We start from the raw sequence: 21,299 nt of genomic DNA on the forward strand, positions 1-21,299 counted from the left end.
GGCACAATTCCTTTGCCAACGGCACGCGTGCGCATGCCGCTTCGGCCACCGGCCGTCAGGCAGGCGGATGGTTGCGATGGGAGGGTTTATCTTATATACTTAAGGTAAGTTACTTTTGGTATATAGTGATGTCAAGTGCAATGGAAACAAGCCCGACCGCTGTGAAGCGCGTTCGCCTGAGCCGCGAGCAGCGGCTGAACCAACTCATCGACGTGGCATGGAGCCTCGTTCGCGACGAAGGCACGGACGCGCTGACCCTGCCGCATCTCGCCGAGGCGGCAGCGGTCGCAAAGCCGGTGGTCTATGATCATTTCGGTACCCGCAACGGCCTGCTCGCAGCGCTCTACCAGGATTTCGACGCGCGCCAGACGGTGGTGATGGATGCCGCCATTGCCGCGAGCGACCCGACACTTCAGGGAACCGCAAGGACCATTGCCGCGTCCTATGTCGAGTGCGTGCTGGCACAGGGCCGCGAGATCCCCGGCGTGCTGGCAGCGCTCGCCGGCTCGCCCGAGCTTGCGAGCGTCAAACGCACCTATCAGCTGATTTACATCGAGAAGTGCCGGAAGGTGCTGAGCCCGTTCACGGGAGAGAAGCGCATCGCGGCGGCCGCGTTCTGGGCGATGCTCGGCGCCGCCGATGGCCTCTCCAACGCCGCAGCGACAGGAGACATCACGGCCGAAGAGGCGCGAGACGAGCTCTGTGAGACGATCCTGGCCATGGTGGAGCGAAGCGTCCGGCCGGCGTGACGTCGGTTCGTGATTGTTCGGGCCTGGATCCTCGGATCAAGTCCGAGGATCGAATTGGGAGAGTACCGAAAGGTCTGGCGACAGCGTCCGCCTCACCCCTCTGAAAGCAGGAATCGTTTCGAGATACGGTCCACCAGCCTCCCGTCCGCAAGCGGCACGGCCTTGTCGACCTTGTAGTCGACGAAGCCCATCTTGCCGTAATAGGTAAGCCCGCCGGTGTTGTCGGCGCGGATCGTGGCGTTGAGGGCGCTGAGGCCGATCGAACGGGCATGGTCGCAGGTCGCCTTGAAGAGCGCCGTACCGGCGCCGGGCACCTTGTTGCCAGGGCGCGAGAAAGTGCCGATATCGGCCCAGTCCTCTGGTATCCCGTCCCACTGGTCGAGCGCCTGGAAGGCGCAGGGCTCACCCGCCTCGTCCTCGGCGACGAAGCAGCAGACGAAGCCGGGGCCGGCGAGATAATGCGCCACGAAGCTCTCCGGCGTGAACGGCGTCTGATGGGCGGTGGTGCCGCCGATCGCGATGATCTCGTTGAGGAAAGCGCACAACGCCGGTGCATCGTCCGGCCGCGCCGGGCGCACACGGATCGTCTTCATGTCATTCGCCATCAAAAATCGTCCTTCTAAAATCGTGTTAAGTGGTCCGTCGGCGGAGCGGGCGCGCCGGGTTGCCGGCGACCACGGCGCCAGCCGCCACGTCCTTTGTCACCACCGAACCCGCACCAACGATCGCGCCCTCGCCGATCGTCACGCCGCCAAGAAGGATCGCCCCACCGCCGATCCAGACATCTGCGCCGATCGTCACCGGCTTGGCGACTTCGAGACCCTGGCCACGAAGCACGGCATCCCTGTGATGCTCGGCGCAATAGATCTGCACGTTCGGCCCCAGCATCGCCCCTGCGCCGATCGTCACGCGACCGCTGTCGAGGATGGTACAGCCGGCATTGAGATAGACGCGGGCGCCAAGGTGGATGTTGATGCCGTAGGAGCAATGGAACGGCGCCTCGATGAAGACGTTATCGGCAACGGCACCGAACAGCGCCCGTAGCGCCGACGCCACGTTTCCACGCTCCGCCGGCGGCATGGTGTTGTGCTGATGGACAGCAATACGCGCCGTCATCCGCATCGCCTCGAGTTCGTCGACGAGGCAGGAGTACCATTCTCCGGCTGCCATCTTGTCGCGTTCGCTGGCTGTCACGCTTTTGCTTTCGCTTCCGCGACCGCGCGCCGCGCCAGGCTTTCCGGCGGCCACATCGTCTTCATGTCGTAGTAGATATCAAAGGCCGGCGCGCCGCCCTCGAGCGACAGCCACTGAACCTTGGAGCGGGTGAAGATATGCGCATCCGGCGGGAAGTCCGACGGGTGGTCGAGGCTTGCGATCCGGACGAACGAAAGCCAGCCGCGCCGACCGTAGTCGCTCCAGAGCGCCGTCTGGCATTCGGCGCAACGGTAGACGTCATGCGGACGGCCGCTGTCCGTCGGAAGCGTCACGACGACCGGTTCGCCCTCAACCAGTTCGATATTGTCGCGCTCGATCACGCCGTTGACGACGAAGGCGCTGCCGACCTGGCGCTGGCAATCGCTGCAATGGCAGCAATTGACGAACATCGGCGCTGCCTTCAACCGATAGCGGATCCTGCCGCAGAAGCAGCCGCCGTTTCGTGCCTCGCTCATCCGCTGATCTCCTCCAACGCCGGTTCCTCATTTGCCGCGCTGCCCTGCTGGCGGATGATAGTCGCGACCCAGGCGCGGGCAAGAGCCAGGCCAGCGGTATCCGCCTGCCAGCCGTGGCGCGCGGCGTGTTCATGGTAGCGCGCAAGCCAGGTGGGATCGAGCCGCTTGATCGTGTCCGGGAAGGCGCGGTTCCAGTCTTCGACGAGGTGCGTGTCCGCCTCGAAATGGAACTGGGTGCCGTAGGCGGCACGGCCGACGCGGAAGGCCTGATGCCGGGTAACGCCATTTTCGGCGAGATGGACCGCCCCTTCGGGCAGCGTGAAAGTGTCGCCATGCCATTGGAAGATGGGGAAGCGCTCGCCAACGCTGGAAAGGACCGGGTCCTCGGCACCTTCGCCGCGCACCTGCACCTCGCACCAGCCGAATTCCTTGGCCTCGCCCAGCAGGTTCCGCCCCCCATAGGCGCGGGCGAGAAGCTGGCTGCCGAGGCAGATCCCGAGCACGGAACGGCCGCTGTCACCGAATCGGCGCATCAGCGCGGCAAGCTCAGGCAGATAGGGATAGGCGGCATCGTCGAGCGCGCTCTGCTCGCCGCCGAGCACCACAAGCGCGTCGTAGCCTTCCGGTGTTTCGGGAACGGCCTCGCCAAGATAGGCGCGGCGGATCTCGATCTCGGCCTTTGCCTCCCGCAGCGCCGTGCCGACCTGGCCAAGCTCGGTCTTCGCCATGTTTTCAACCACCAGCACCCGCATCATCGCATTCCCTTCACATCGACCGTGGAGATTGACCACGAGCGCGGCCACTGTTCAAGAGGTCACATGGCGATGCGATGATGCCGACGGGTCCATGCGGGCCTTGACTTCGGGAGCGAACTTTCCGACCCTTGGGGCATGATGATGCCGATGATTTCTTCTCATTGCTGCTTCCGGGTGTGCCCGATCGCAGGAACCTGACCCCAGCCCGGACGCTTGCGCTCTCCGGGTCAGGGGAGCCTTTCGCGTCGGCAGAAGAAATTTCCGAGCGCGGCTGAACGAGCGCCAATCTCCAGAAAACCTATTCGATTGCGCCCTGTCGTGCGCTTCGATTGAACCTGTCAGGTCCCATCATGGCGGCAACCCGCAAGAAACTTCCCCCGATCATCATCAATGCCGAAGACCACAAGCGGCTGACGGCGCTCGCTTCCTCCGCGCTCGAACGCGTGCCTGATGTGGCCGAGGCGCTGCTCTCCGAACTCGACCGCGCCCGCGTCGGCGCGCCCGGCGCGCTACCCGCCGATAGCGTGCAGATGGGCTCCACCGTCGCCTTCGAGGCGGACAACGGTTTTGCCAAGCAGGTGACGCTCGTCTATCCCGGCGAGGCCGATATCGAGGCCGGCCGCATCTCGGTTCTGACGCCTGTCGGCGCGGCGCTGATCGGGCTCTCCGTCGGCCAGTCGATCGACTGGCAGGACCGGTCGGGCAAGGTACACCGGATGACCATTCGCAGCGTCACGGCCAAGGAAAGCGCCTGAGAGATCAGCGACAGAGGAAGCCTCGCTGGCAGCCAGACGAAAACGGGGAGGCCGATTTTCACCGCCTCCCCGTTTGTCCGACCGTCGTTCGTTCGATCAGAACTGCTTGCCGAGCTTGGCGTCGACAGACTGGCTGTTGGCGCCGCGAATGGCGAAGAAGAACAGGATCGCTGCCCAGAGGATCGACTTCTCCGCGCCGAAGAGCCCCTCACCCTGGACGATGCCGTGGAAGTAGACGGTGACGAGCAGAACGATCATGCCGGCAAAGGCGGCCGGGCGCGTCAACAGACCGATCGTGATCAGAATGCCGCCGAAGAATTCGGTCGCAGCGAGAAGCGGCGACCAGAAGACGCCCGGATAGAACCCGAGGCCCTCGACCATGCCGATCGCGCCGAAGGGATTGGTGATCTTGCCAAAACCGTGAACCGCGAGCAGAGCGCCGGCGAGCACACGCAACAGCGTTTCGGCGGACGTGTTGAGCGGCAGATAGATCTTTTCCAGCGCCGGCAGGATGGCGCGCGGGCGGGAACTGGAAACGGTGACGTCGGTCATTAAGGGGCCTCTCCGGCGGTTGGGTGCGACAATTTGTGCAATGCCGCATTGTCTCGCCGCGACGCCCGCGCAAAGCAAGCTATCCGCCGATAAAAACATGACTAAATTGGTTGACAATCATGTGAGCACAGCGTGAGCACGAGCTCCCGGAACGCAGTTGTTTCCAACTGAGGCGACCGCTATGGTCGCCGCCCGAAGCACATCCGAGACACCCGATGGACCAGAAGCCGCGCATCACCATCCTCTACTGCACCCAGTGCAACTGGCTGCTGCGCGCCGGCTGGATGGCGCAGGAACTGCTGCAGACCTTCGGGCAGTCGCTCGGCGAAGTGGCGCTCATTCCCGGCACCGGCGGCAACTTCGAGATCCGCGTCGATGACGCGCTCATCTGGGAGCGCAAGCGGGACGGCGGTTTTCCCGGCCCCAAGGAACTGAAGCAGCGCATCCGCGACATCATCGAGCCGGAGCGCGATCTCGGCCATACGGACAGGAGTTGATCCTGGATTTCGGAATTCTTGCCGGCGTCTTTTCCGCGGCCTTCCTGTCGGCAACGCTGCTTTTCGGCATGTCGGAAGCCGCGATCGTCGCCGCCGCCCTGCACGGCGAAACGAGCCGCCCTGCCCTTTTCATCGCCGCGACGTCAGGCAACGTGCTCGGCGCCGTCGTCAATTTTGCGCTCGGGCGTTTCCTGATCCGCTTCGAGGGACGCCGCTGGTTTCCGGTTTCGCCGACCAATCGGCAAAAGGCAGAGGCGCTCTTTGCCCGCTACGGCCAGCCGGTGCTGCTTCTTTCCTGGCTGCCGGTCATCGGTGACCCGCTGACGCTGGTTGCCGGATTGCTGCGCATGAAGCTGCCGCTGTTCCTGCTGTTCGTCACGATCGGCAAGGCCGCGCGTTATGCGGTCGTCCTTTACCTGACGCCGTAGCCGCCCAACGCAGCTCAGCTGTGAGCGAAGATATCCGTCTCGTCCCAGCCGAGCAGGTCGAGCTTGGAGCGCGTCGGCAGGAACGCGAAGCAGGCATCGGCATGCTCCATGCGACCATCGCGAATGAGGCGCGCCGTCAGCTTGTCGCGCAGCGCATGCAGGTGCAGCACGTCGGAGGCGGCATATTCGAGCTGCGCCTGAGACAGGGTTTCTGCTGCCCAGTCGGACGATTGCTGCTGTTTGGAAATGTCGACGTCGAGCATTTCCTTGAGGTTGTCCTTGAGGCCGTGGCGATCAGTGTAGGTGCGGGCCAGCCGCGAGGCGATCTTGGTGCAGAAGACCGGCGTCGTCGTCACCCCGAAGGTATGGAAGAGGACGGCGATGTCGAAGCGGCCGAAATGGAAGATCTTCTGGCGGGCCGGATCGGCAAGCATGGCGACGAGGTTCGGCGCCTCCTTCTGGCCGGAGGCGATGCGGATCACGTCAGCCGTTCCGTCGCCCGATGACAGCTGCACCACGCAGAGACGATCACGACGGGGGATGAGGCCGAGCGTTTCCGTGTCGATCGCGATCGCGCCTCGGTAACGGTCAGCGTCGGCTGCGGAGATATCGCCTTCATGGAACCGTATTGCATTCGCCATCGAAAATCCCCAGATCAAACGAAGTGGTGTGGCCTATAGCGCAAGTTTGGCGTCGGCGATACCGTTGTCGCGTTCCGCCCGCCGGCTGCCCTTTGAAAGTCCTGACGATGACGTCTTTTCAACCCGCCCTCGCTCTTTCCACGCTCGCGCTGGCGATCGGGCTGACGGCCGTGCCGGCGCCGGCACAGACCTATCGGGACCTGCCGGGCGTGCGACAGATGGACCCGTTGAACGGCGGTGGCGACCAAACCGTCTGCGAGCAGACCTTTGTCGACCGCAACTATCCATTCGAATCGTCAGCCCGCGGCGGTCCCGTCTACGACACGATCTACAATTGCCGCCGCGGTGACGGGCCGGTGTTCCAGGGCAGCGACTTGCCGCCGTCGCTCTATCGGCAGAAGCGTGGCCTCGGCTACTAAGCAAAAACTGGGCAAGCCCGCTCGTCCGTTTGGCAAGCGGCGCATCGGTTCGTAACTTCACGACCAGCGCCTGGGGCATCCTCCATCTGCAGCGCCGCGCAAAGGTCACGGTAGCGCTTTGAAGTGCTGCATGTTCTTATCCTTCGATCGACATGATCAAAGGAAACAGGCAGTGGGAGGAACCATGCCAGACAGCCGGCCGCTTGCCATCAGTGCACCCGCACCGCGCACGCTCGATCTCATCTTCACACCGGATGCCCTCAAGGACCTGCATCGCCGCTACCGCATTGTCGAAGCGGACCCGGAGGATATCGCAAGCCTTGGCGACGACGTGCTCGGCAACGCCCGCTACATCATCGGCCAGCCGCCGCTCGACCACGCCACCCTGCAGCGCATGGGCCAGCTGAAAGCGATCCTCAACGTCGAAAGCAACCTGATCAACAACATGCCCTATGAGGTGCTGTTCGAGCGCGGCATCCATGTGGTGACGACCGGCCAGGTCTTTGCCGAGCCGGTGGCGGAACTCGGCCTCGCCATGGCGCTCAATATCGCCCGCGGCGTCGTCGACGCCGACCTTGCTTTCCGCGAGGGCCGCGAACTTTGGGGCGGCGACGGCAACCGCTCGGCACGCCTTCTCTCCGGCGCCGAGATCGGCATCATCGGCTTTGGCGATCTCGGCAAGGCCTTGAACCGTGTACTCTCCGGTTTCCGGGCGAAGATCCGCGTCTTTGACCCCTGGATGCCGGCTTCGATCCTGCGAGACAACGGCGTCGAACCGGCACCGCTCGACACCGTGCTTGGCGAAAGCGACTTCGTCTTCGTCGTTGCCTCCGTCACCAGCGAGAATGAAGGCTTCCTTGGCGAGAAGGCGTTTGCTCGCATGCGTCCGGGTGCTGCCTTCATTCTGCTCAGCCGTGCCAGCGTCGTCGACTTCGATGCGCTGATCGCAGCCGTCGCGCGCGGCCATATCGTGGCGGCGAGCGACGTCTTTCCGCAGGAGCCCCTGCCGCTCGACCATCCCGTTCGCCGCCTACCGGGCTTCCTGCGTTCGGCCCATCGCGCCGGCGCGCTCGACAGCGCCTTCAAGAAGATGGGCGACATGGTGCTCGAAGACATGGACCTGATGGATCGCGGCCTGCCGCCGATGCGCTGCAAGCGCGCCGAACGCGAAACCGTCGCGCGCATGCGCTCGAAGCCCGTAACGGTGAACTGAGACATCGATTTTTCGCTGCTGATCCCGGCGGGATCGTGCATCCCGCCGGTTAACGTGTTTTATGGGATTCGCATTTAACTTTTCTTGCACATGCGACCGACCTTGCACGTTAAGGTCGTCGCCGAGGCATCGTTACGGATTCAGAGAAACGCGATGGTAGACACGGCGCCCGGCGCTCGACAAGGCAAGACACGCGATGGCTGGAACAGTTCGCTGCGATCGCTGTTCAGCCTCGTCATGGTCGCCATGCTGATCGTCGTTTCCGCGACGCTTGTCGGGCTCGACTACCATCGCTCGCGCAACGCCGCGATCGCCGACGCCGAAGCCAACATGCGCGGCTTCATGAACCGCCTTGTCGACCGGCTGGGCGTGCTCTCGGGGGACACGTCCGCCCTCGTCAATCTTGTCTCCTCCGTCGCCAATTCCTTCCTCGTGCCCCCGCCTGAGCGCATGAACGACAAGGTCGCGGTACTTCGCGAAGGCATCACCCGCTCGCCGCACATCGATGGGGTCTATGTCGGCTATCCCAATGGCGCGTTCTTTCAGGTCGTCGACCTCAAGCAGGTTGCCTGGCGCATGGCGCTCGACGCGCCCCGTGGCGCCGCCATTGCGGTGCGCTCGATGGAACGGGATTCGAACGGCAAGCCGGTCCAGCGCGTTCTCTTCCTCGACAAGGACGGCACGCAGTTCTCCGAACGGCGGCTGCCGCCATCGAGCTTCGACCCGCGCACCCGGCCCTGGTACCGCGCAGCAGTCAACGGCAAGGCCGCGGTCTCGACCGGGCCCTATGAAAGCGCCACCACCGAAACGCTGGGCATGACCATCTCGCAGGCGCATCGCGGCAATCCGCAGATCGTCATCGGCGCCGATGTCGTGCTCGACACGATCACCGACTTCCTCGCCCGCGAGCGGCTGACTGCTGGTTCGGTCTCCTTCATCCTCGATGCCGTCGGCCGGCCGATCATCCACTCCGACAGGGTGATGATGCGGCGTATCATGGCGGCCAAGGACAAGGACGCTCCGATCGTGCAGGCCGACAGCGATCCGCTGATCCAGAGCATCCGTCAGCATCCGCCAGCGCCCGGCAAGGCCGACTTCGTGCAGGTAGGGGACCGCACCTATCTCGTCATGGTGACGCCGCTCGAATCCGCGCTGCTTCTCTCCGGCAACCGGGCCGTCGTGGCCGCCCCGCTCGACGAACTGATGGCGGACGCCAACAAGACGCTCGTTCAGGGGCTGGCGATTTCCGGGGCCGTGGTAGCCTTGGCGGTGCTCGCCTCTCTGGTGCTGGCGCATCTGATCACCAAGGGGCTCAACCAGCTGACCGCCAGCGCCAACCGGCTGCAGGACCTCGACTTCACCACCCCGATCGACGTTTCCTCGCATGTCAGCGAAATCTCGACGCTCGGCGGCGCCATGAACCGGGCCCGCGACGCGATCTTCACTTTCGCGCTCTATGTGCCGAAGGAACTGGTGCGCAAGGGCATCGAATCCGGACACTTCAGCGGCCGCGCCGCCTGGCGCCAGGAAGTCACCGCGCTCTTCACCGACATCTACGATTTCACCACGCTCAGCGAACGGCATTCGCCCGAGGAGGTGGTGGCGATGCTGTCGGAGTATTTCGACATTTTCAGCGAGACGGTCGGCGAGCACGACGGCACGATCATCCAGTTCCTCGGCGATTCGGTCTTTGCCATGTGGAACGCCCCGGCGCCGGACGACAAACACGCCGAGAATGCGTGTCGGTGCGCGCTCGCAGTCCAGCAGCGCCTCAGCGTCTTCAACGAAGCACAGCGCAAGAAGGGACTCCCGGAGTTCCGCACGCGCTTCGGCATCCACACCGGCACCGCCGTCGTCGGCAATGTCGGCGCCAAGGAACGGCTGCAATATACCGCCATGGGCGACACGGTGAACGTCGCCTCGCGCCTGGAGGGCATGAACAAGAACTACGGCACGACGATCATGGCGAGCGGCGCGGTCGTCGCCCATACGGGTGGCACGATCCACTTCCGACCGCTTGGCACAGCGCAAGCCAAGGGCCGCGCTTCGGCCCTTGAGATCTACGAAGTGCTGGGCGCCGAGCCGAAAGAGCCGGAAGCCCTCGATGACGAGCCGACGACGCGCGACAACTCGCCGGCCGGTTCCGAAAGCCGCGGATAGGCGTCAGGAGCCGAGGCTGCGGCCCTGCCGCGTGACCCAGCGGATGCCTCCGACCACGGCAAAGGCAAGCAGTGGCCAGACGGCCCAGAAGACGCCGCGCCACGTCAAGAGATTGATGCTGAGAAGCACCAACCCCGAGAGCACCAGCATGCCGATGCTGCGATCCACCCACGGGTTGGCTTTGATCCAGGCAAGTCCGGCCAGGATGGCGAGGCCAAGCAGCGGCCAGACGGACCAGAAGGTTCCGTTCCAGGTCAAAAGGTTGAGAGCGACCAGTCCTGCAGCAACGATGCAGAGGACCGGGAGCGATCCGCTTCTGATCGCCGCAATCACGCCCACGGGTTCCGGCTCAGGGCGCGGTTGGGCCGCTTCCGGAGCGGCGGCTTCAACGCGACGGCCGAAGGTTTCGGCGGCAAAGGCCGGACGGGGATCGTCCGTGCCGATGCGCACGGCATAGCTCGGCACGCCGCCATCGATGTTCTTGACCTCAAGAGGTCCCAGAAAATCGAAACCGACGGCGACCTTGTTGCGTACCTGGTCGTACACGGTGTTGGAGATGACGATGCCGCCAGCCGGCGCGGACGCCTGCAGCCTGGCTGCCACGTTGACGCCGTCGCCATAGAGATCGTCGCCCTCGGCGATCACGTCGCCAAGATTGATGCCGATGCGAAACAGCATCTGCTCGTCGGCCGCGCATTTCTCGTTGCAGCCGGCAAGTTCGTTCTGCACGTCGATCGCGGTACGCAGCGCTTCCACGACGCTCGGAAACTCGGCGATCAGCCCATCGCCCCAGGTGTTGACGACACGGCCCTCATGCGCCTCGATCAGCCGTCCCATGGCATCGCGGTGGCGCTTCAACGTGGCGAGCGTGCCTTCCTCGTCGGCGCGCATCAGCCGCGTGTAGTCCTGGACGTCCGCGGAGAATATGGTCGTCAGCTTGCGACGTGTCTCAGACATCGCTTCGTCCTCCTCAAAGCCGCCGCCCCGGCGGACGATAACATGGGCGCCGCCCTCGCTCGGAAAGCCTGCCCTTTCATTGCCGATAGAATATCAATGCTGCCGACCCAAGCTTCAAGGCGCACCGCGCGAAAATATCTCGAGCATGCAACCATTCTGGTCGAAAAGTGCGGACTGGAAGGCAGGAAATCGTCGCGGAATCCGGCCAGAGGCCAGAAACGAAAAAACCCCGGCGAACCGGGGTTTTTCAAAACCAAATCAAAGATTTGGTTTGGGAATTTGGTGCCCAGAAGAGGACTCGAACCTCCACACCCTTTCGAGTACCAGCACCTGAAGCTGGCGCGTCTACCAATTCCGCCATCTGGGCGACGAGCGGGTGTGTAAAAGGCTCGAGTCGAAGTGTCAACAGGCTTTTTGAAGTTTTCGTGTCAGAGGACAAAAAACTCAGTTCGAGGCGGTTTCTGCCCAATGCCGGATTGTGGATAGACCGCTCGACAGAAGCCGCTCGGCCGCCTCTACCGTGTCCGCCTCGACATAGCAGCGCATCTCTGGCGCATTTCCGGAGGGGCGGAAGTGAATGATGCGACCGTCGTCGAGCGTCACCCGCAGCCCGTCGATATCGCTTACGCTCGCCGGCTTGCCGATCGGCGCCAGAAATGCGGAGAGGTTTTCGTCACCGCCGCGCAAATAGGCCATCAGTCGGGCGCTGGTTTCGACCGGAAAGTTTTCGAGCCGGTCGCTGAGCGCCACGGGAAGGCGATAGGATGCGGCCATCGCCGACAGCGAGAGCTTGGCCTCTGCCGCCGCGGCCAGTGCAGCGACGATCGGCAGGACACAGTCGCGGGTTGGCAGCGCCTGGAGGGTTGCGCCGTTGACGATGAACGGGCTGGCCGTCAGCGTGCCGCCATTGGCCTCGAAGCCGGCGACCTTGGTCGATCCCTCGTCCAAGGCCTGCTGCATCCCGGCGATCACGAAGGGCGACCCGACACGGGTGCGCAGCACGGAGAGCCCTTCCCTGCGCTCCAGGCCGGAATTCGACGTGACCGGCGTAACGGCGCGCGTCGCGCCGAGGAAGCCGCAGGCAATCAACCCGAGGAGATCGCCGCGCAACGGCGCGCCGTTCTCGTCCGCGACCAGCGGTCGGTCGCCGTCACCGTCCGCAGATACGATCGCGTCGAGCCGGTGTTCGCGGGCCCACTCCTGAAGCCGTTCGATCGTTTCAGCGGACACAGCTTCGGTGTCGACCGGGACAAAGTGTTCCGAGCGTCCAAGGGCGACGACCTCGGCGCCAAAGAAGGCGATCAGCTCGGCGAGAAGGTCCCGGGCGACGGTGCTGTGCTGGTAGACGCCGACCTTGAGGCCGACAAGCGCTCCGGCGGGCAACAACTGCCGGTTCCGCTCCATGAAAAGCGTGGCTGCGCGGGACTCATGGTCCTCGCCGATCCCCTGATCGGCGACGGGTGCGACCTGCCCGGCGATTTCATCGGCAATCCGGCTGATGGCGACTTCATCTTCCTTGTCGATCTCGCCGTCCGGCCGATAAAACTTGATGCCGTTGCGATCGGCCGGGATATGGGAGCCGGTGATCATCAGACCGGCCGCTCCGCATTCGCGGCCATAGAGCGCAAGCGCCGGCGTCGGCACCGTGCCGCAATCGAAAACGCGCAGCCCCTCGCGCCCAAGCGCCGAGGCGCAGACCGCGGCGATCTCCGGGCTCGAATCGCGAAAATCTCGGGCGATCACGATGGGATCACCCGGCTGGCTGCGCCCGGACGTCAGAAGATAGCGCGCAAACGCGGTCGCGTAGCGAGCCGAAGGCTCACCCTTCAGTTCCTCTGAGAGGCCACGCAGGCCGCTGGTACCAAACTTCAACTGCATCGCATTCTCCGCTGCCCAGTGCTGGGCGAAAAAAGGGACAAATGTAAAACGGCGCGCACGCGGGACAGGCGCCTTCCGGGCGAGGTGGCCAAAGGTCGGAGCTCCAAGGCTCCCTTCTGCACGCTCCCTGCCCATTGCCATGAATAAACCAAGAAATGCAAACGTAATACAGGCAGGGACACAACCGGAAGGCAGTGCTTTCCGAAAGCGAGGACAAAATGACGGGATTTCGCAATTTCGTTATCGGCTGCAGCTTGGCCGCCGCCTCCCTGATCACCCCCGTCGGACCTGTGCAGACGATGCCGCTTCAGGCGCCCGACCTTCAGATCAAGGCACAAGGCGACGTCCAGAATGTGCAGTATTATCACCGCCGTTACGGCGGATATGGCGGATACGGTTGGCGCGGCGGTTGGGGAGGCCCTTACTACAGACGCGGATGGGGTAGCCCTTATTATGGCGGCTCCGGCCTGACCTTGTATTTCGGCTCCGGCGGCTATTACGGTGGCGGTTACTATGGCGGAGGTTACTACCCCCGCTACGGCTACTATCCCCGTTACGGCTACTATCGCGACTATCCCCGCCGTTACTACGGCGGCAACTACTACTATCGCGATCGCTATGTCGGCGGCGGCAACGCCCATGTCAGCTGGTGCCTGTCGCGCTACCGTTCCTACAATCCGGCAACCAACCGGTTCTTAAGCTACGGTGGCGCCTACAAGGTCTGCTATTCGCCTTACCGCTAGAGCCCGATGCGTCCATGTGAACGCGCAAGAGACGCTCTAGCGCCCTGATCGAGGCCCGGCCTGGCCGTGCCGCCTGCGCCCCTTTGGTCCCGCGTCAGCGGGAGGTGGAAGCCTTGCGCGCCATTGCCGGCTCTTGCGTGTTCCAACATCTCGGCAGCGCGAGTTAAACCGGCATTAACCGCGAAGGCCTACCGTTTCGAAACGATCCATCGTGCTGCCAGGATGAAACATGCTGCTTCCGACCCAGCAATCTGCCGCCACCGCGACGACCAATCTGGTCGGCTCGATCCTCAGGGACATCGAGAAGCGACAGACGGAGGAAGAGGAAAAGGCCAAGGGCACAAAGGACGACAGGCTCCTGAGGGAGCAGGTCAAGCCCGATGGCGCTCAAAAAGCGGCCAACGAGAAGATCAACGGCTACTTCTTCGATCATGCCCGCAACGACGCCAGCAACAACCGCGCCGTGCTCATCCGAGAGGTCGGAAAGATCTTCGGCGTCGAGCGCGAAACGTTCAAGTCCGATGCGGCCTTTGCAAGGGAAATCGAGAACCAGCTGAAGGAAATGAGCCCCGGCGCCATCGCCGGCGTCGAGAAGGCGCTTGGGCTTCACAAGCTCAGCATTTCTCTGAGCGAGTTGATCCAGGCGCTCAAAAATCCAACCGGCCGCGAAAACGACCTGCTGAAGGCCGCGCTTGGCGAAACGGCCGACAAGGGGCCGCAAAGCACCGCCCAAGCCGCAAATGCCGTCGACCGCCTGGCGCGCGCGACCGAGCCGCAGTCGATCGAGGAAGCGCAGCTCGATAGCCTGCGCAGCGACCCGACCCGCAGAACCGACAAGCTATCGCTCGACGAAGAGGAGCACCAGCTGCGGGCACTCCAGCTCAAGGACGAGATGGAAGATGTCGCCGACCAGCGCACGGCGGGCGCACCATAGGCCTTGCCGACCCGTCCGCAAGCCGGACCGCGACAGGCGGGGGCGTCGAAACATGGTTAAGAATTCATAAACCTCTTTCTCCTAATCTCAAACCATCATGCCGATTCTCCTATCCGCGGCCGAGCCGCGGCTGTCTGGCCATTCGCCACGACGCGCATGAGGCGCCAACCCGCAAGTGATGAACAGAAAGTCGCGCGCAAGCCGAAAAATCGGACCGCGCCCAAGCGCGTTTCGTCGCTCGACGACGATTGGTCAAACCGAGGTCAAGCGAGATGGAGACCAGAATGCTGATACCCATCCAGGCAGCCCGAACCGCGGCCAGCACAGAAGAGACGACCGCAAGGACGCTGCAGCCTGCAGCGCCATTGACTGCCAGCCAGCGTGGCGAAGCCATACAGAAAATCCTCGATGCGCTGACACGGCATCTGTCCGGTCGCGAGATCCTTTCGAAGGACGCGCTGGTGCGACTGATGGAGGATCTGGCGCGCATCCTCAAATTCCCGCCACTGCCGCAGGAAGGCGGGCGCGATTTCGTCCGGCGGCTGGTCGCCTTCCTCGAATCCATGCCGACGTCCGACCGGGTGCTGTTGGAGCGGCAGCTCGGCGGGCGCAATCTTTCTATCCGCGTCGGCCTGCTGGCGGAGCTGCCGGCCATCCGCAACGGCACGAACGCGCCGGGCGGCACCGCGACACCCATGCCGGCGCAGGCGCGTGACGTCATCCTACGCAACCCCTCGCTCCAGCCGGCGCTGCCTTTGAGCCAGGCTGCCGCACGCACGCCGCTCGGGGGTGAAGTCGCCCTTCTACAGGCCGTGCTGCGCAAGACCTTTGGCGTCGGCAACGATGTGACCGAGCCGCGGGGCGAGGAACTGGAAACGGTCGGAACCGAAGCGTCGTCGAAGGGCCGGAGCGAAAAGCCCGCGGAGCGAGGCGACGCGCGCGCAAACGGCGCGAAGAGCGCTTCGTCGGGCGATACGCCGATCGGCAGCGCTGCCGCCCTGCTTGCCGGCGAAGGCGAGATTGCGGAGGCGGCATCGCTGGCCGGCCCCATGGCCGAGGCCGAGGAAGCCCTGCAACCCGGGGAGACCGGGCATGGAGAGATAGAAGCCCCGGCCGAAGACAGTGCCGCAGCGCCGCTCGACGCACACGGCGCCGACGAGACGGAGGCGGCCGATACGATCGAAGGCGAGGATCCCGACGGCACCTACGGACCGCTGCCCGATGCCGACGAGGAAGACGGCCACAGGACCACTGCGGCCGGTCGCAACGACCCGGAGGTGCGCCCGGCACGCGTGCTTTCCGAGGCGATCAAGACACTCATCCGTGACAGCGTGGCCTTGCCTGCCGGCGCGGCCGATGGCGATCCCGGATCGGCGGCGCGGCAACCGATTGAAGAACCGGCCACCCATTCCCAGACGCCCGCCAAGGACGCCGGCACGCGCATCGCCGATGCCGCCGCCCGCCAGCACACCGCAACGGCTGCAGACACGAACTTGCCGTCGCTCCTGGATGATCGCCCCGAGGAGACGGTCCAGCCGCGCGCAACCACAGACATTCGCCCACAGCGCACTACGGACGAACAGACGGTGCAGCAGATGATCGCGAGGTTGGTGGAAAACGGCCTGCCGCGTGAGGCCATCCCCTTCGCCATGATCCCCTATCCGACGGACGCGGGCGAGGTGGAAGGCGAAGACCATTCGCGCGGCATGCCTGGAGGCTCCGGCGAAGAGGCAACGGGCGAGGAAGAAACGGCACAAGAGGGCAGCGACGGAAACCCGGAAGACGGAGAGCCGACCGGCGAAGCCATGCCAGAGGAAGAGGCACCGGAAACGCCCGACGCCTATGATCTTTACCGCAGGCTCGGCGGTCTCGGTTAGGACACCGGCTCAGACTTGGACTTGGGCTCGGGCCTGGCCGCGCCCAAAGCTGCGCGCCGATTTCACACTTCGGACTTACAAAGAAAAACCCGCGGAGATCGCTCTCCGCGGGTTTTTCAGTTCAAACGTCAGGCAACGATTACTCGTTGTTCTGGCGGTTCTTCAGAGCTGCGCCGAGGATGTCGCCGAGCGAAGCGCCCGAGTCGGACGAACCGAACTGAGCAACGGCTTCCTTCTCTTCAGCGATTTCCAGAGCCTTGATCGACAGCTGGATCTTGCGGTCCTTCTTGGAGAAGTTGGTGACGCGAGCGTCGACAACCTGACCAACCGAGAAACGCTCCGGACGCTGTTCGTCACGATCACGCGACAGGTCAGCGCGGCGGATGAACGAGGTGATGTCTTCGTGGTTGACGAGCTTCACTTCGATGCCACCATCGTTGATCGCGATGATTTCGGCCGAAACAACGGCGTTCTTGCGCAGTTCGCCCGAAGCAGCGGCGTCGCCGACTGCATCCTTGCCGAGCTGCTTGATGCCGAGCGAGATGCGTTCCTTCTCGACGTCGACGTCGAGAACAACAGCGCGAACGACGTCGCCCTTGTTGAACTCTTCGATGACCTGCTCGCCCGGACGGTTCCAGTCGAGGTCGGAAAGGTGAACCATGCCGTCAACGTCGCCGTCGAGGCCGATGAACAGGCCGAATTCGGTCTTGTTCTTGACTTCGCCTTCAACTTCGGTGCCAGCCGGATGGCTATGCGCGAATGCCTGCCACGGGTTCTCGAGCGTCTGCTTGAGGCCGAGCGAGATACGACGCTTGGTCGGATCGACTTCGAGAACGACAACGTCGACTTCCTGGCTCGTGGACAGGATCTTGCCGGGGTGTACGTTCTTCTTGGTCCAGGACATTTCGGAGATGTGGATCAGGCCTTCGATGCCCGGCTCCAGCTCGACGAACGCACCGTAGTCGGTGATGTTCGTGACGGTACCGGAGATCTTCTTGCCGACCGGGTACTTCGCACCGATGCCATCCCACGGATCCGACTCGAGCTGCTTCATGCCGAGCGAGATGCGGTGGGTTTCCTGGTTGATGCGGATGATCTGAACCTTGACCTGCTGGCCGATGTTCAGGATCTCCGACGGATGGTTCACGCGGCGCCATGCCATGTCGGTGACATGGAGCAGACCGTCGATGCCGCCGAGGTCGACGAACGCACCGTAATCGGTGATGTTCTTGACGACGCCTTCGACAACCTGGCCTTCTTCAAGGTTCTGAACGATTTCAGAACGCTGTTCGGCGCGGGACTCTTCGAGAACCGTACGACGCGAAACGACGATGTTGCCACGGCGCTTGTCCATCTTGAGGATTTCGAAGGGCTGCGGGTTGTGCATCAGCGGGGTCACGTCGCGGATCGGACGGATGTCGACCTGCGAGCGCGGAAGGAAGGCAACGGCGCCGTCGAGATCGACGGTGAAGCCACCCTTGACCTGGTTGAAGATGATGCCTTCGACGCGTTCGCCGGCTTCGAACTTCACTTCCAGGCGCATCCAGCTTTCTTCGCGGCGAGCCTTTTCGCGCGACAGAACAGCCTCGCCGAGCGCGTTTTCGATGCGCTCAACGTAGACTTCGACTTCGTCGCCGACCTTGAGCGAGCCGTCCTTCGCCTTCGCGCCGAATTCCTTCAGAGCGATGCGGCCTTCGACCTTCAGGCCGACGTCGACAACGGCGACGTCCTTTTCGATGGCCGTAACGATGCCCTTGGCAACATAGCCTTCGGCGAGATCGGTCTTCGCGAAGGATTCTTCGAGAAGCGCTGCGAAATCGTCACGGGTGGGGTTGGTAGCAGACATGGAATCTCCTGCATGCATCTCATTCGAGACGCACATGCGCCGGGGGCTGGTGTTGAACAGGCCTGAACCCAGTCCGCTCCATTTGAAGGAGCAATCCGGCGCGTGGACGGAATTTCAGGCTTATGCAAGAAGGGCGATCCTGACAGTGTCTGGGATGGGCTCTTCTTCAGATCTTCTTGATCAGGGCCGCCTCGATCAAAGTCTTCGCGGCCTGAAACGCCGCCTCTATACTCATTTCGGACGTATCAAGCAAGTGCGCATCCTCGGCCGGGCGCAAAGGACTGTCTGCACGCCCCATGTCGCGCTCGTCGCGCTTCTTCACATCCTCGAAAATCGCCTGGTAGTCGGCCGGCTGGCCATTGCCGATGATCTCGTCGTAGCGACGCCTGGCCCGCACTTCCGGCGAGGCGGTGACATAGAGTTTTACCGGCGCATCCGGGCAGACGACCGTGCCGATGTCGCGGCCGTCGAGCACCGTGCCGGGCTCGCGCAGCGAAAAGGCCTGCTGCGCCTCGACCAGCGCCCGGCGCACGGCCGGCATGACCGCGATCTTCGAGGCCGCCTCGCCGATCGCGTGGGCGGAAAGGACCGAGCGATCGAGGCCTGCCAGTTCGACCTCGCGCGCCACCTTCTCGGCGACCGCCTCGTCGTCAAGCGGCAGGCCGGCATCGAGCAGTGCCTTGGCGGTGGCGCGATAGGTCAGCCCCGTATCGAGATGATGGAAGCCGTATTCCTCGGCGATGCGGCGCGAGAGCGTGCCCTTGCCGGCTGCGGCCGGTCCGTCGATGGCGATGGTGAACGTCATTTTCCAACCTGCATATGTATATGGTCGTCGTGCCTGGCGGCCCGGCACCCCTGAAACCGAATGGACTCCGCTTCGACGCCAAGTCGCTGCGCCAGATGCGGCTCCACGAAAATCTTCTCGATGCCGAAACCGCTCCCCTCGCCCGAGAGCCAGCGGAGCGCCTCTGCGGTTCGGCCCTCCTCCAGCGGCAAGGGCTGCCACAGCGACTGCAAGAAGTCCAAGTCCCAGCGCAAGGTCAAGAGGTCTTCGCGATCCCGGCATGGGAGAATGCTCTCCGCTCTCGGTTGCTCGAAGGCAAAATAGCCGATCGGCGAGCGGGTCGCCCTATCCTTATAGCTGCCCTCGGCATCCTGATAGAAGAATGCGACATCGAGCTTCCGACCGTCCGAATGGGAGAGATGCGGGAAAAGCGGAAAACCGTCAAAGAACGGAAAGTTGGCGTCGAGCGCCAAGGTGGTCGTTCCGGGGAACGCCTGATCCATATGGCGCGACAGGGCGGCCGCCGCTTCCTTCAATTCCGGAACGACATATTGGCGGTTCAGGACGCAGAAGAGCGGTGACTGCATCTTCAGCCGCGACGTGCCATCGTCGAAACAGGACAGAGGAACGCGGCCGAAGATCGGCGCAACGGCATAGCTGAGCGCGGTCCCTGCCGCATAGAGGCCGAGAAAGAGCGCGAGGAACACGGCAACGCCGGCCCTCCTTCGGCGCAAGAGCGCACGCGTGACGAGCCAGACGGCGCCGCCGATCTGCGTCAGCAGGGTCAGAAGCACCACGACCGCAACGGTCAGCGGCAATCTCATTCTTGTCGCCAGCGTCGTCGAACTCACGCGATCCTCGCGCCGAGACCGGCCATCAGGTCCAAGAAGCCAGGAAAGCTTGTCGCGATCATCGACACGTCATCGACGGTGACCGGATGTTCGGATGCAAGTCCAAGAACCAGGAAGCTCATGGCGATGCGGTGATCGAGATGGGTCTTGACCGATGCACCGGCTGCGTTTCCGAGCCCCTTGCCGTCGCGACGGCCGCGCACCATCAGCGAAGAAGCCCCCTCCTCGCATTCGACGCCATTGAGCGTCAGGCCTGCGGCGATGGCGGCGAGACGATCGGACTCCTTTACCCGCAGTTCGTCGAGGCCGGCCATGACGGTCTTACCTTCGGCAAATGCGGCGGCGATGGCGAGAGCCGGGTACTCGTCGATCATCGAAGCGGCGCGCTCTTCAGGAACCGTGACGCCGCTCAGTTCGGAATGCCGTACGCGCAGATCCGCCACGTCTTCCCCGCCAACATGGCTGCCGTCGATCACCTCGATATCCCCGCCCATCTCCTGAAGCGTCAGGATCAGACCCGTGCGCGTCGGGTTCATCAGCACGTTGGTGATCGTGATGTCGGAGCCCGGAACGACCAGGGCCGCGACCAGTGGGAAAGCCGCCGACGAAGGATCGCCGGGCACGTCGATCTCCTGGCCGGTAAGCTTGTCTCGACCTTCGAGGCGGATCGTACGAACGCCGTTGATCTCGGTCTCGACAGAGAGCGCGGCGCCAAACGCCTGCAGCATCCGTTCCGTGTGATCGCGCGTCATGACCGGTTCGATGACGGTGGTGATGCCGGGCGCGTTGAGACCGGCGAGCAGCACCGCCGACTTCGCCTGGGCGGAGGCGACCGGCACCCGGTAGGCGATCGGCGTCGGCGTCTTCGGTCCGCGAAGGGTCACCGGCAGGCGATCGCCTGCGGCCGCCCTCACCTGCACGCCCATTTCGCGCAAGGGGTCGAGAACCCGCGCCATCGGCCGGCGGCTGAGCGAGGTATCGCCAACGAATGTCGTTTCGAAGTCATAGACGCCCGCCAGCCCCATCACCAGACGGCAGCCAGTGCCGGCATTGCCGAAATCGAGCGGCGCCTCTGGTGCAAGCAGCGCGCCGTTGCCGACGCCATCGACGACAAAGGTGTTACCCTCCTTGCGGATGCGGGCCCCCATGGCCTGCATCGCGCGGCCGGTGGCCAGCACGTCCGCGCCTTCTAAAAGGCCCGTAATGCGCGTTTCGCCGCCAGCAAGCCCACCCAGCATCAGCGCCCGGTGCGAGATCGACTTGTCGCCGGGAATGCGGATCGACCCGCGCAGATCGGCGGACTTTCGGGCGGTGGCGGGCCGCGGGCCCGATCCATGAGACATGCGGCATCCTCTGGCCCGAAAAAGGGCGCTCTTGGTGAAAGGCGCAACCGCGCCCGTTCCGCAGCACTCCTATCACAACCCCTGTTGCGTGTTCCATAAATCGCGGTCGCGCGGAGATCGCCACAGGAGGCGGCAAGGGCCGGAAAGCCGGCAACGCCGGGGCTTTGGCGATTTGTCTTTGACAGATGCGGTCAAGACGATTATGGGGACCGGCTAATCATCATAAGCTTGATACCCTTTCCACCCG

General features: G+C 63.8%; 22 protein-coding genes and 1 tRNA gene. 10 read left to right on the plus strand and 13 right to left on the minus strand.

What is annotated here, in order from left to right; translation table 11 throughout:
• Positions 1-128 precede the first annotated feature (128 nt).
• Positions 129-749, plus strand: a complete 621-nt coding sequence (locus tag ACIQUG_RS19710; protein WP_402323616.1) for a TetR/AcrR family transcriptional regulator — start codon at positions 129-131, stop codon at positions 747-749.
• 92 nt (positions 750-841) lie between these two features.
• On the opposite strand, the gene ACIQUG_RS19715 is transcribed toward ACIQUG_RS19710, so the two are convergent.
• Genes ACIQUG_RS19715 through ACIQUG_RS19730 form a run of 4 tightly spaced genes read right to left on the minus strand, consistent with a single transcriptional unit; the run spans position 842 to position 3,171 of the window.
• Entirely contained in the window at positions 842-1,354 is a 513-nt protein-coding gene (locus ACIQUG_RS19715; RefSeq protein WP_402323617.1) for a GNAT family N-acetyltransferase, read from the minus strand.
• Positions 1,355-1,379: 25 nt separating this feature from the next.
• Entirely contained in the window at positions 1,380-1,943 is a 564-nt protein-coding gene (locus ACIQUG_RS19720) for a sugar O-acetyltransferase (RefSeq protein WP_402323618.1), read from the minus strand.
• Positions 1,940-2,419, minus strand: coding sequence for a GFA family protein (locus ACIQUG_RS19725; protein ID WP_402323619.1), 480 nt, complete (start codon positions 2,417-2,419; stop codon positions 1,940-1,942). The genes ACIQUG_RS19720 and ACIQUG_RS19725 overlap by 4 nt, the downstream gene beginning before the upstream one ends.
• Positions 2,416-3,171, minus strand: coding sequence for a type 1 glutamine amidotransferase (locus tag ACIQUG_RS19730; RefSeq protein ID WP_402323752.1), 756 nt, complete (start codon positions 3,169-3,171; stop codon positions 2,416-2,418). Before ACIQUG_RS19730 ends, ACIQUG_RS19725 begins: the two co-directional genes overlap by 4 nt.
• Positions 3,172-3,524: 353 nt before the next feature.
• On the opposite strand from ACIQUG_RS19730, the gene rnk reads away from it, so the two are divergent.
• Positions 3,525-3,929: a nucleoside diphosphate kinase regulator gene (gene rnk, locus ACIQUG_RS19735; protein ID WP_043617194.1), complete on the plus strand. Its 405-nt coding sequence runs from the start codon at positions 3,525-3,527 to the stop codon at positions 3,927-3,929.
• 96 nt (positions 3,930-4,025) lie between these two features.
• Here rnk and ACIQUG_RS19740 read toward each other — a convergent pair whose 3' ends face one another.
• Positions 4,026-4,481, minus strand: coding sequence for a DoxX family protein (locus ACIQUG_RS19740; RefSeq protein WP_402323620.1), 456 nt, complete (start codon positions 4,479-4,481; stop codon positions 4,026-4,028).
• A 215-nt stretch (positions 4,482-4,696) separates the two neighbouring features.
• Here ACIQUG_RS19740 and ACIQUG_RS19745 point away from each other — a divergent pair, with 215 nt between their 5' ends.
• Positions 4,697-4,978, plus strand: a complete 282-nt coding sequence (locus ACIQUG_RS19745; protein ID WP_029742402.1) for a SelT/SelW/SelH family protein — start codon at positions 4,697-4,699, stop codon at positions 4,976-4,978.
• An 83-nt stretch (positions 4,979-5,061) separates the two neighbouring features.
• Positions 5,062-5,406 (plus strand): YqaA family protein, encoded by a 345-nt coding sequence (locus ACIQUG_RS19750; protein ID WP_082566375.1) that lies wholly within the window; start codon positions 5,062-5,064, stop codon positions 5,404-5,406.
• A gap of 14 nt (positions 5,407-5,420) precedes the next feature.
• Here ACIQUG_RS19750 and ACIQUG_RS19755 read toward each other — a convergent pair whose 3' ends face one another.
• Complete coding sequence (locus ACIQUG_RS19755; RefSeq protein ID WP_192448157.1) at positions 5,421-6,047, minus strand: ribonuclease D; 627 nt, start codon at positions 6,045-6,047, stop codon at positions 5,421-5,423.
• A 107-nt stretch (positions 6,048-6,154) separates the two neighbouring features.
• Between ACIQUG_RS19755 and ACIQUG_RS19760 the strand changes: the two genes are divergently transcribed.
• The 3 genes from ACIQUG_RS19760 to ACIQUG_RS19770 all read left to right on the plus strand — a co-directional run bounded on the left by ACIQUG_RS19760 (position 6,155) and on the right by ACIQUG_RS19770 (position 9,839).
• Positions 6,155-6,466 carry a hypothetical protein gene (locus tag ACIQUG_RS19760; protein WP_192448158.1) on the plus strand — a complete coding sequence of 104 codons (312 nt, stop codon included), beginning with the start codon at positions 6,155-6,157 and terminating at the stop codon, positions 6,464-6,466.
• Between the two features lie 184 nt (positions 6,467-6,650).
• Entirely contained in the window at positions 6,651-7,679 is a 1,029-nt protein-coding gene (locus ACIQUG_RS19765; protein WP_402323621.1) for a hydroxyacid dehydrogenase, read from the plus strand.
• Between the two features lie 153 nt (positions 7,680-7,832).
• Positions 7,833-9,839, plus strand: coding sequence for an adenylate/guanylate cyclase domain-containing protein (locus tag ACIQUG_RS19770; RefSeq protein ID WP_402323622.1), 2,007 nt, complete (start codon positions 7,833-7,835; stop codon positions 9,837-9,839).
• Between the two features lie 3 nt (positions 9,840-9,842).
• On the opposite strand, the gene ACIQUG_RS19775 is transcribed toward ACIQUG_RS19770, so the two are convergent.
• From ACIQUG_RS19775 to ACIQUG_RS19785, 3 genes are all read right to left on the minus strand, one after another.
• A complete protein-coding gene (locus tag ACIQUG_RS19775; protein WP_402323623.1) occupies positions 9,843-10,796 on the minus strand; it encodes an adenylate/guanylate cyclase domain-containing protein in 954 nt (317 codons plus the stop codon).
• 280 nt (positions 10,797-11,076) lie between these two features.
• Positions 11,077-11,163, minus strand: a tRNA-Leu gene (locus ACIQUG_RS19780).
• 77 nt (positions 11,164-11,240) lie between these two features.
• Positions 11,241-12,668 carry a phosphomannomutase gene (locus ACIQUG_RS19785; protein WP_402323753.1) on the minus strand — a complete coding sequence of 476 codons (1,428 nt, stop codon included), beginning with the start codon at positions 12,666-12,668 and terminating at the stop codon, positions 11,241-11,243.
• 224 nt (positions 12,669-12,892) lie between these two features.
• Here ACIQUG_RS19785 and ACIQUG_RS19790 point away from each other — a divergent pair, with 224 nt between their 5' ends.
• The 3 genes from ACIQUG_RS19790 (at position 12,893) to ACIQUG_RS19800 (ending at position 16,228) form a co-directional block, all read left to right on the plus strand.
• Entirely contained in the window at positions 12,893-13,417 is a 525-nt protein-coding gene (locus ACIQUG_RS19790) for a BA14K family protein (RefSeq protein WP_402323624.1), read from the plus strand.
• A 229-nt stretch (positions 13,418-13,646) separates the two neighbouring features.
• On the plus strand, positions 13,647-14,351 hold the full coding sequence (locus ACIQUG_RS19795) for a hypothetical protein (RefSeq protein ID WP_402323625.1): 705 nt from the start codon (positions 13,647-13,649) through the stop codon (positions 14,349-14,351).
• Between the two features lie 284 nt (positions 14,352-14,635).
• Positions 14,636-16,228 (plus strand): hypothetical protein, encoded by a 1,593-nt coding sequence (locus ACIQUG_RS19800; RefSeq protein ID WP_402323626.1) that lies wholly within the window; start codon positions 14,636-14,638, stop codon positions 16,226-16,228.
• A gap of 139 nt (positions 16,229-16,367) precedes the next feature.
• Here ACIQUG_RS19800 and rpsA read toward each other — a convergent pair whose 3' ends face one another.
• From rpsA to aroA, 4 genes are all read right to left on the minus strand, one after another.
• On the minus strand, positions 16,368-18,092 hold the full coding sequence (gene rpsA / locus ACIQUG_RS19805; RefSeq protein WP_082005877.1) for a 30S ribosomal protein S1: 1,725 nt from the start codon (positions 18,090-18,092) through the stop codon (positions 16,368-16,370).
• 148 nt (positions 18,093-18,240) lie between these two features.
• Entirely contained in the window at positions 18,241-18,879 is a 639-nt protein-coding gene (gene cmk, locus ACIQUG_RS19810; RefSeq protein ID WP_402323627.1) for a (d)CMP kinase, read from the minus strand.
• Positions 18,876-19,682, minus strand: a complete 807-nt coding sequence (locus ACIQUG_RS19815; protein ID WP_402323628.1) for a hypothetical protein — start codon at positions 19,680-19,682, stop codon at positions 18,876-18,878. The genes cmk and ACIQUG_RS19815 overlap by 4 nt, the downstream gene beginning before the upstream one ends.
• A 23-nt stretch (positions 19,683-19,705) precedes the next feature.
• Complete coding sequence (gene aroA / locus ACIQUG_RS19820) at positions 19,706-21,052, minus strand: 3-phosphoshikimate 1-carboxyvinyltransferase (protein WP_402323629.1); 1,347 nt, start codon at positions 21,050-21,052, stop codon at positions 19,706-19,708.
• Positions 21,053-21,299 lie beyond the last annotated feature (247 nt).

This window comes from Ensifer sp. NPDC090286 (assembly GCF_044769565.1).
In the GTDB taxonomy this organism is placed as follows: Bacteria; Pseudomonadota; Alphaproteobacteria; order Rhizobiales; family Rhizobiaceae; genus Ensifer.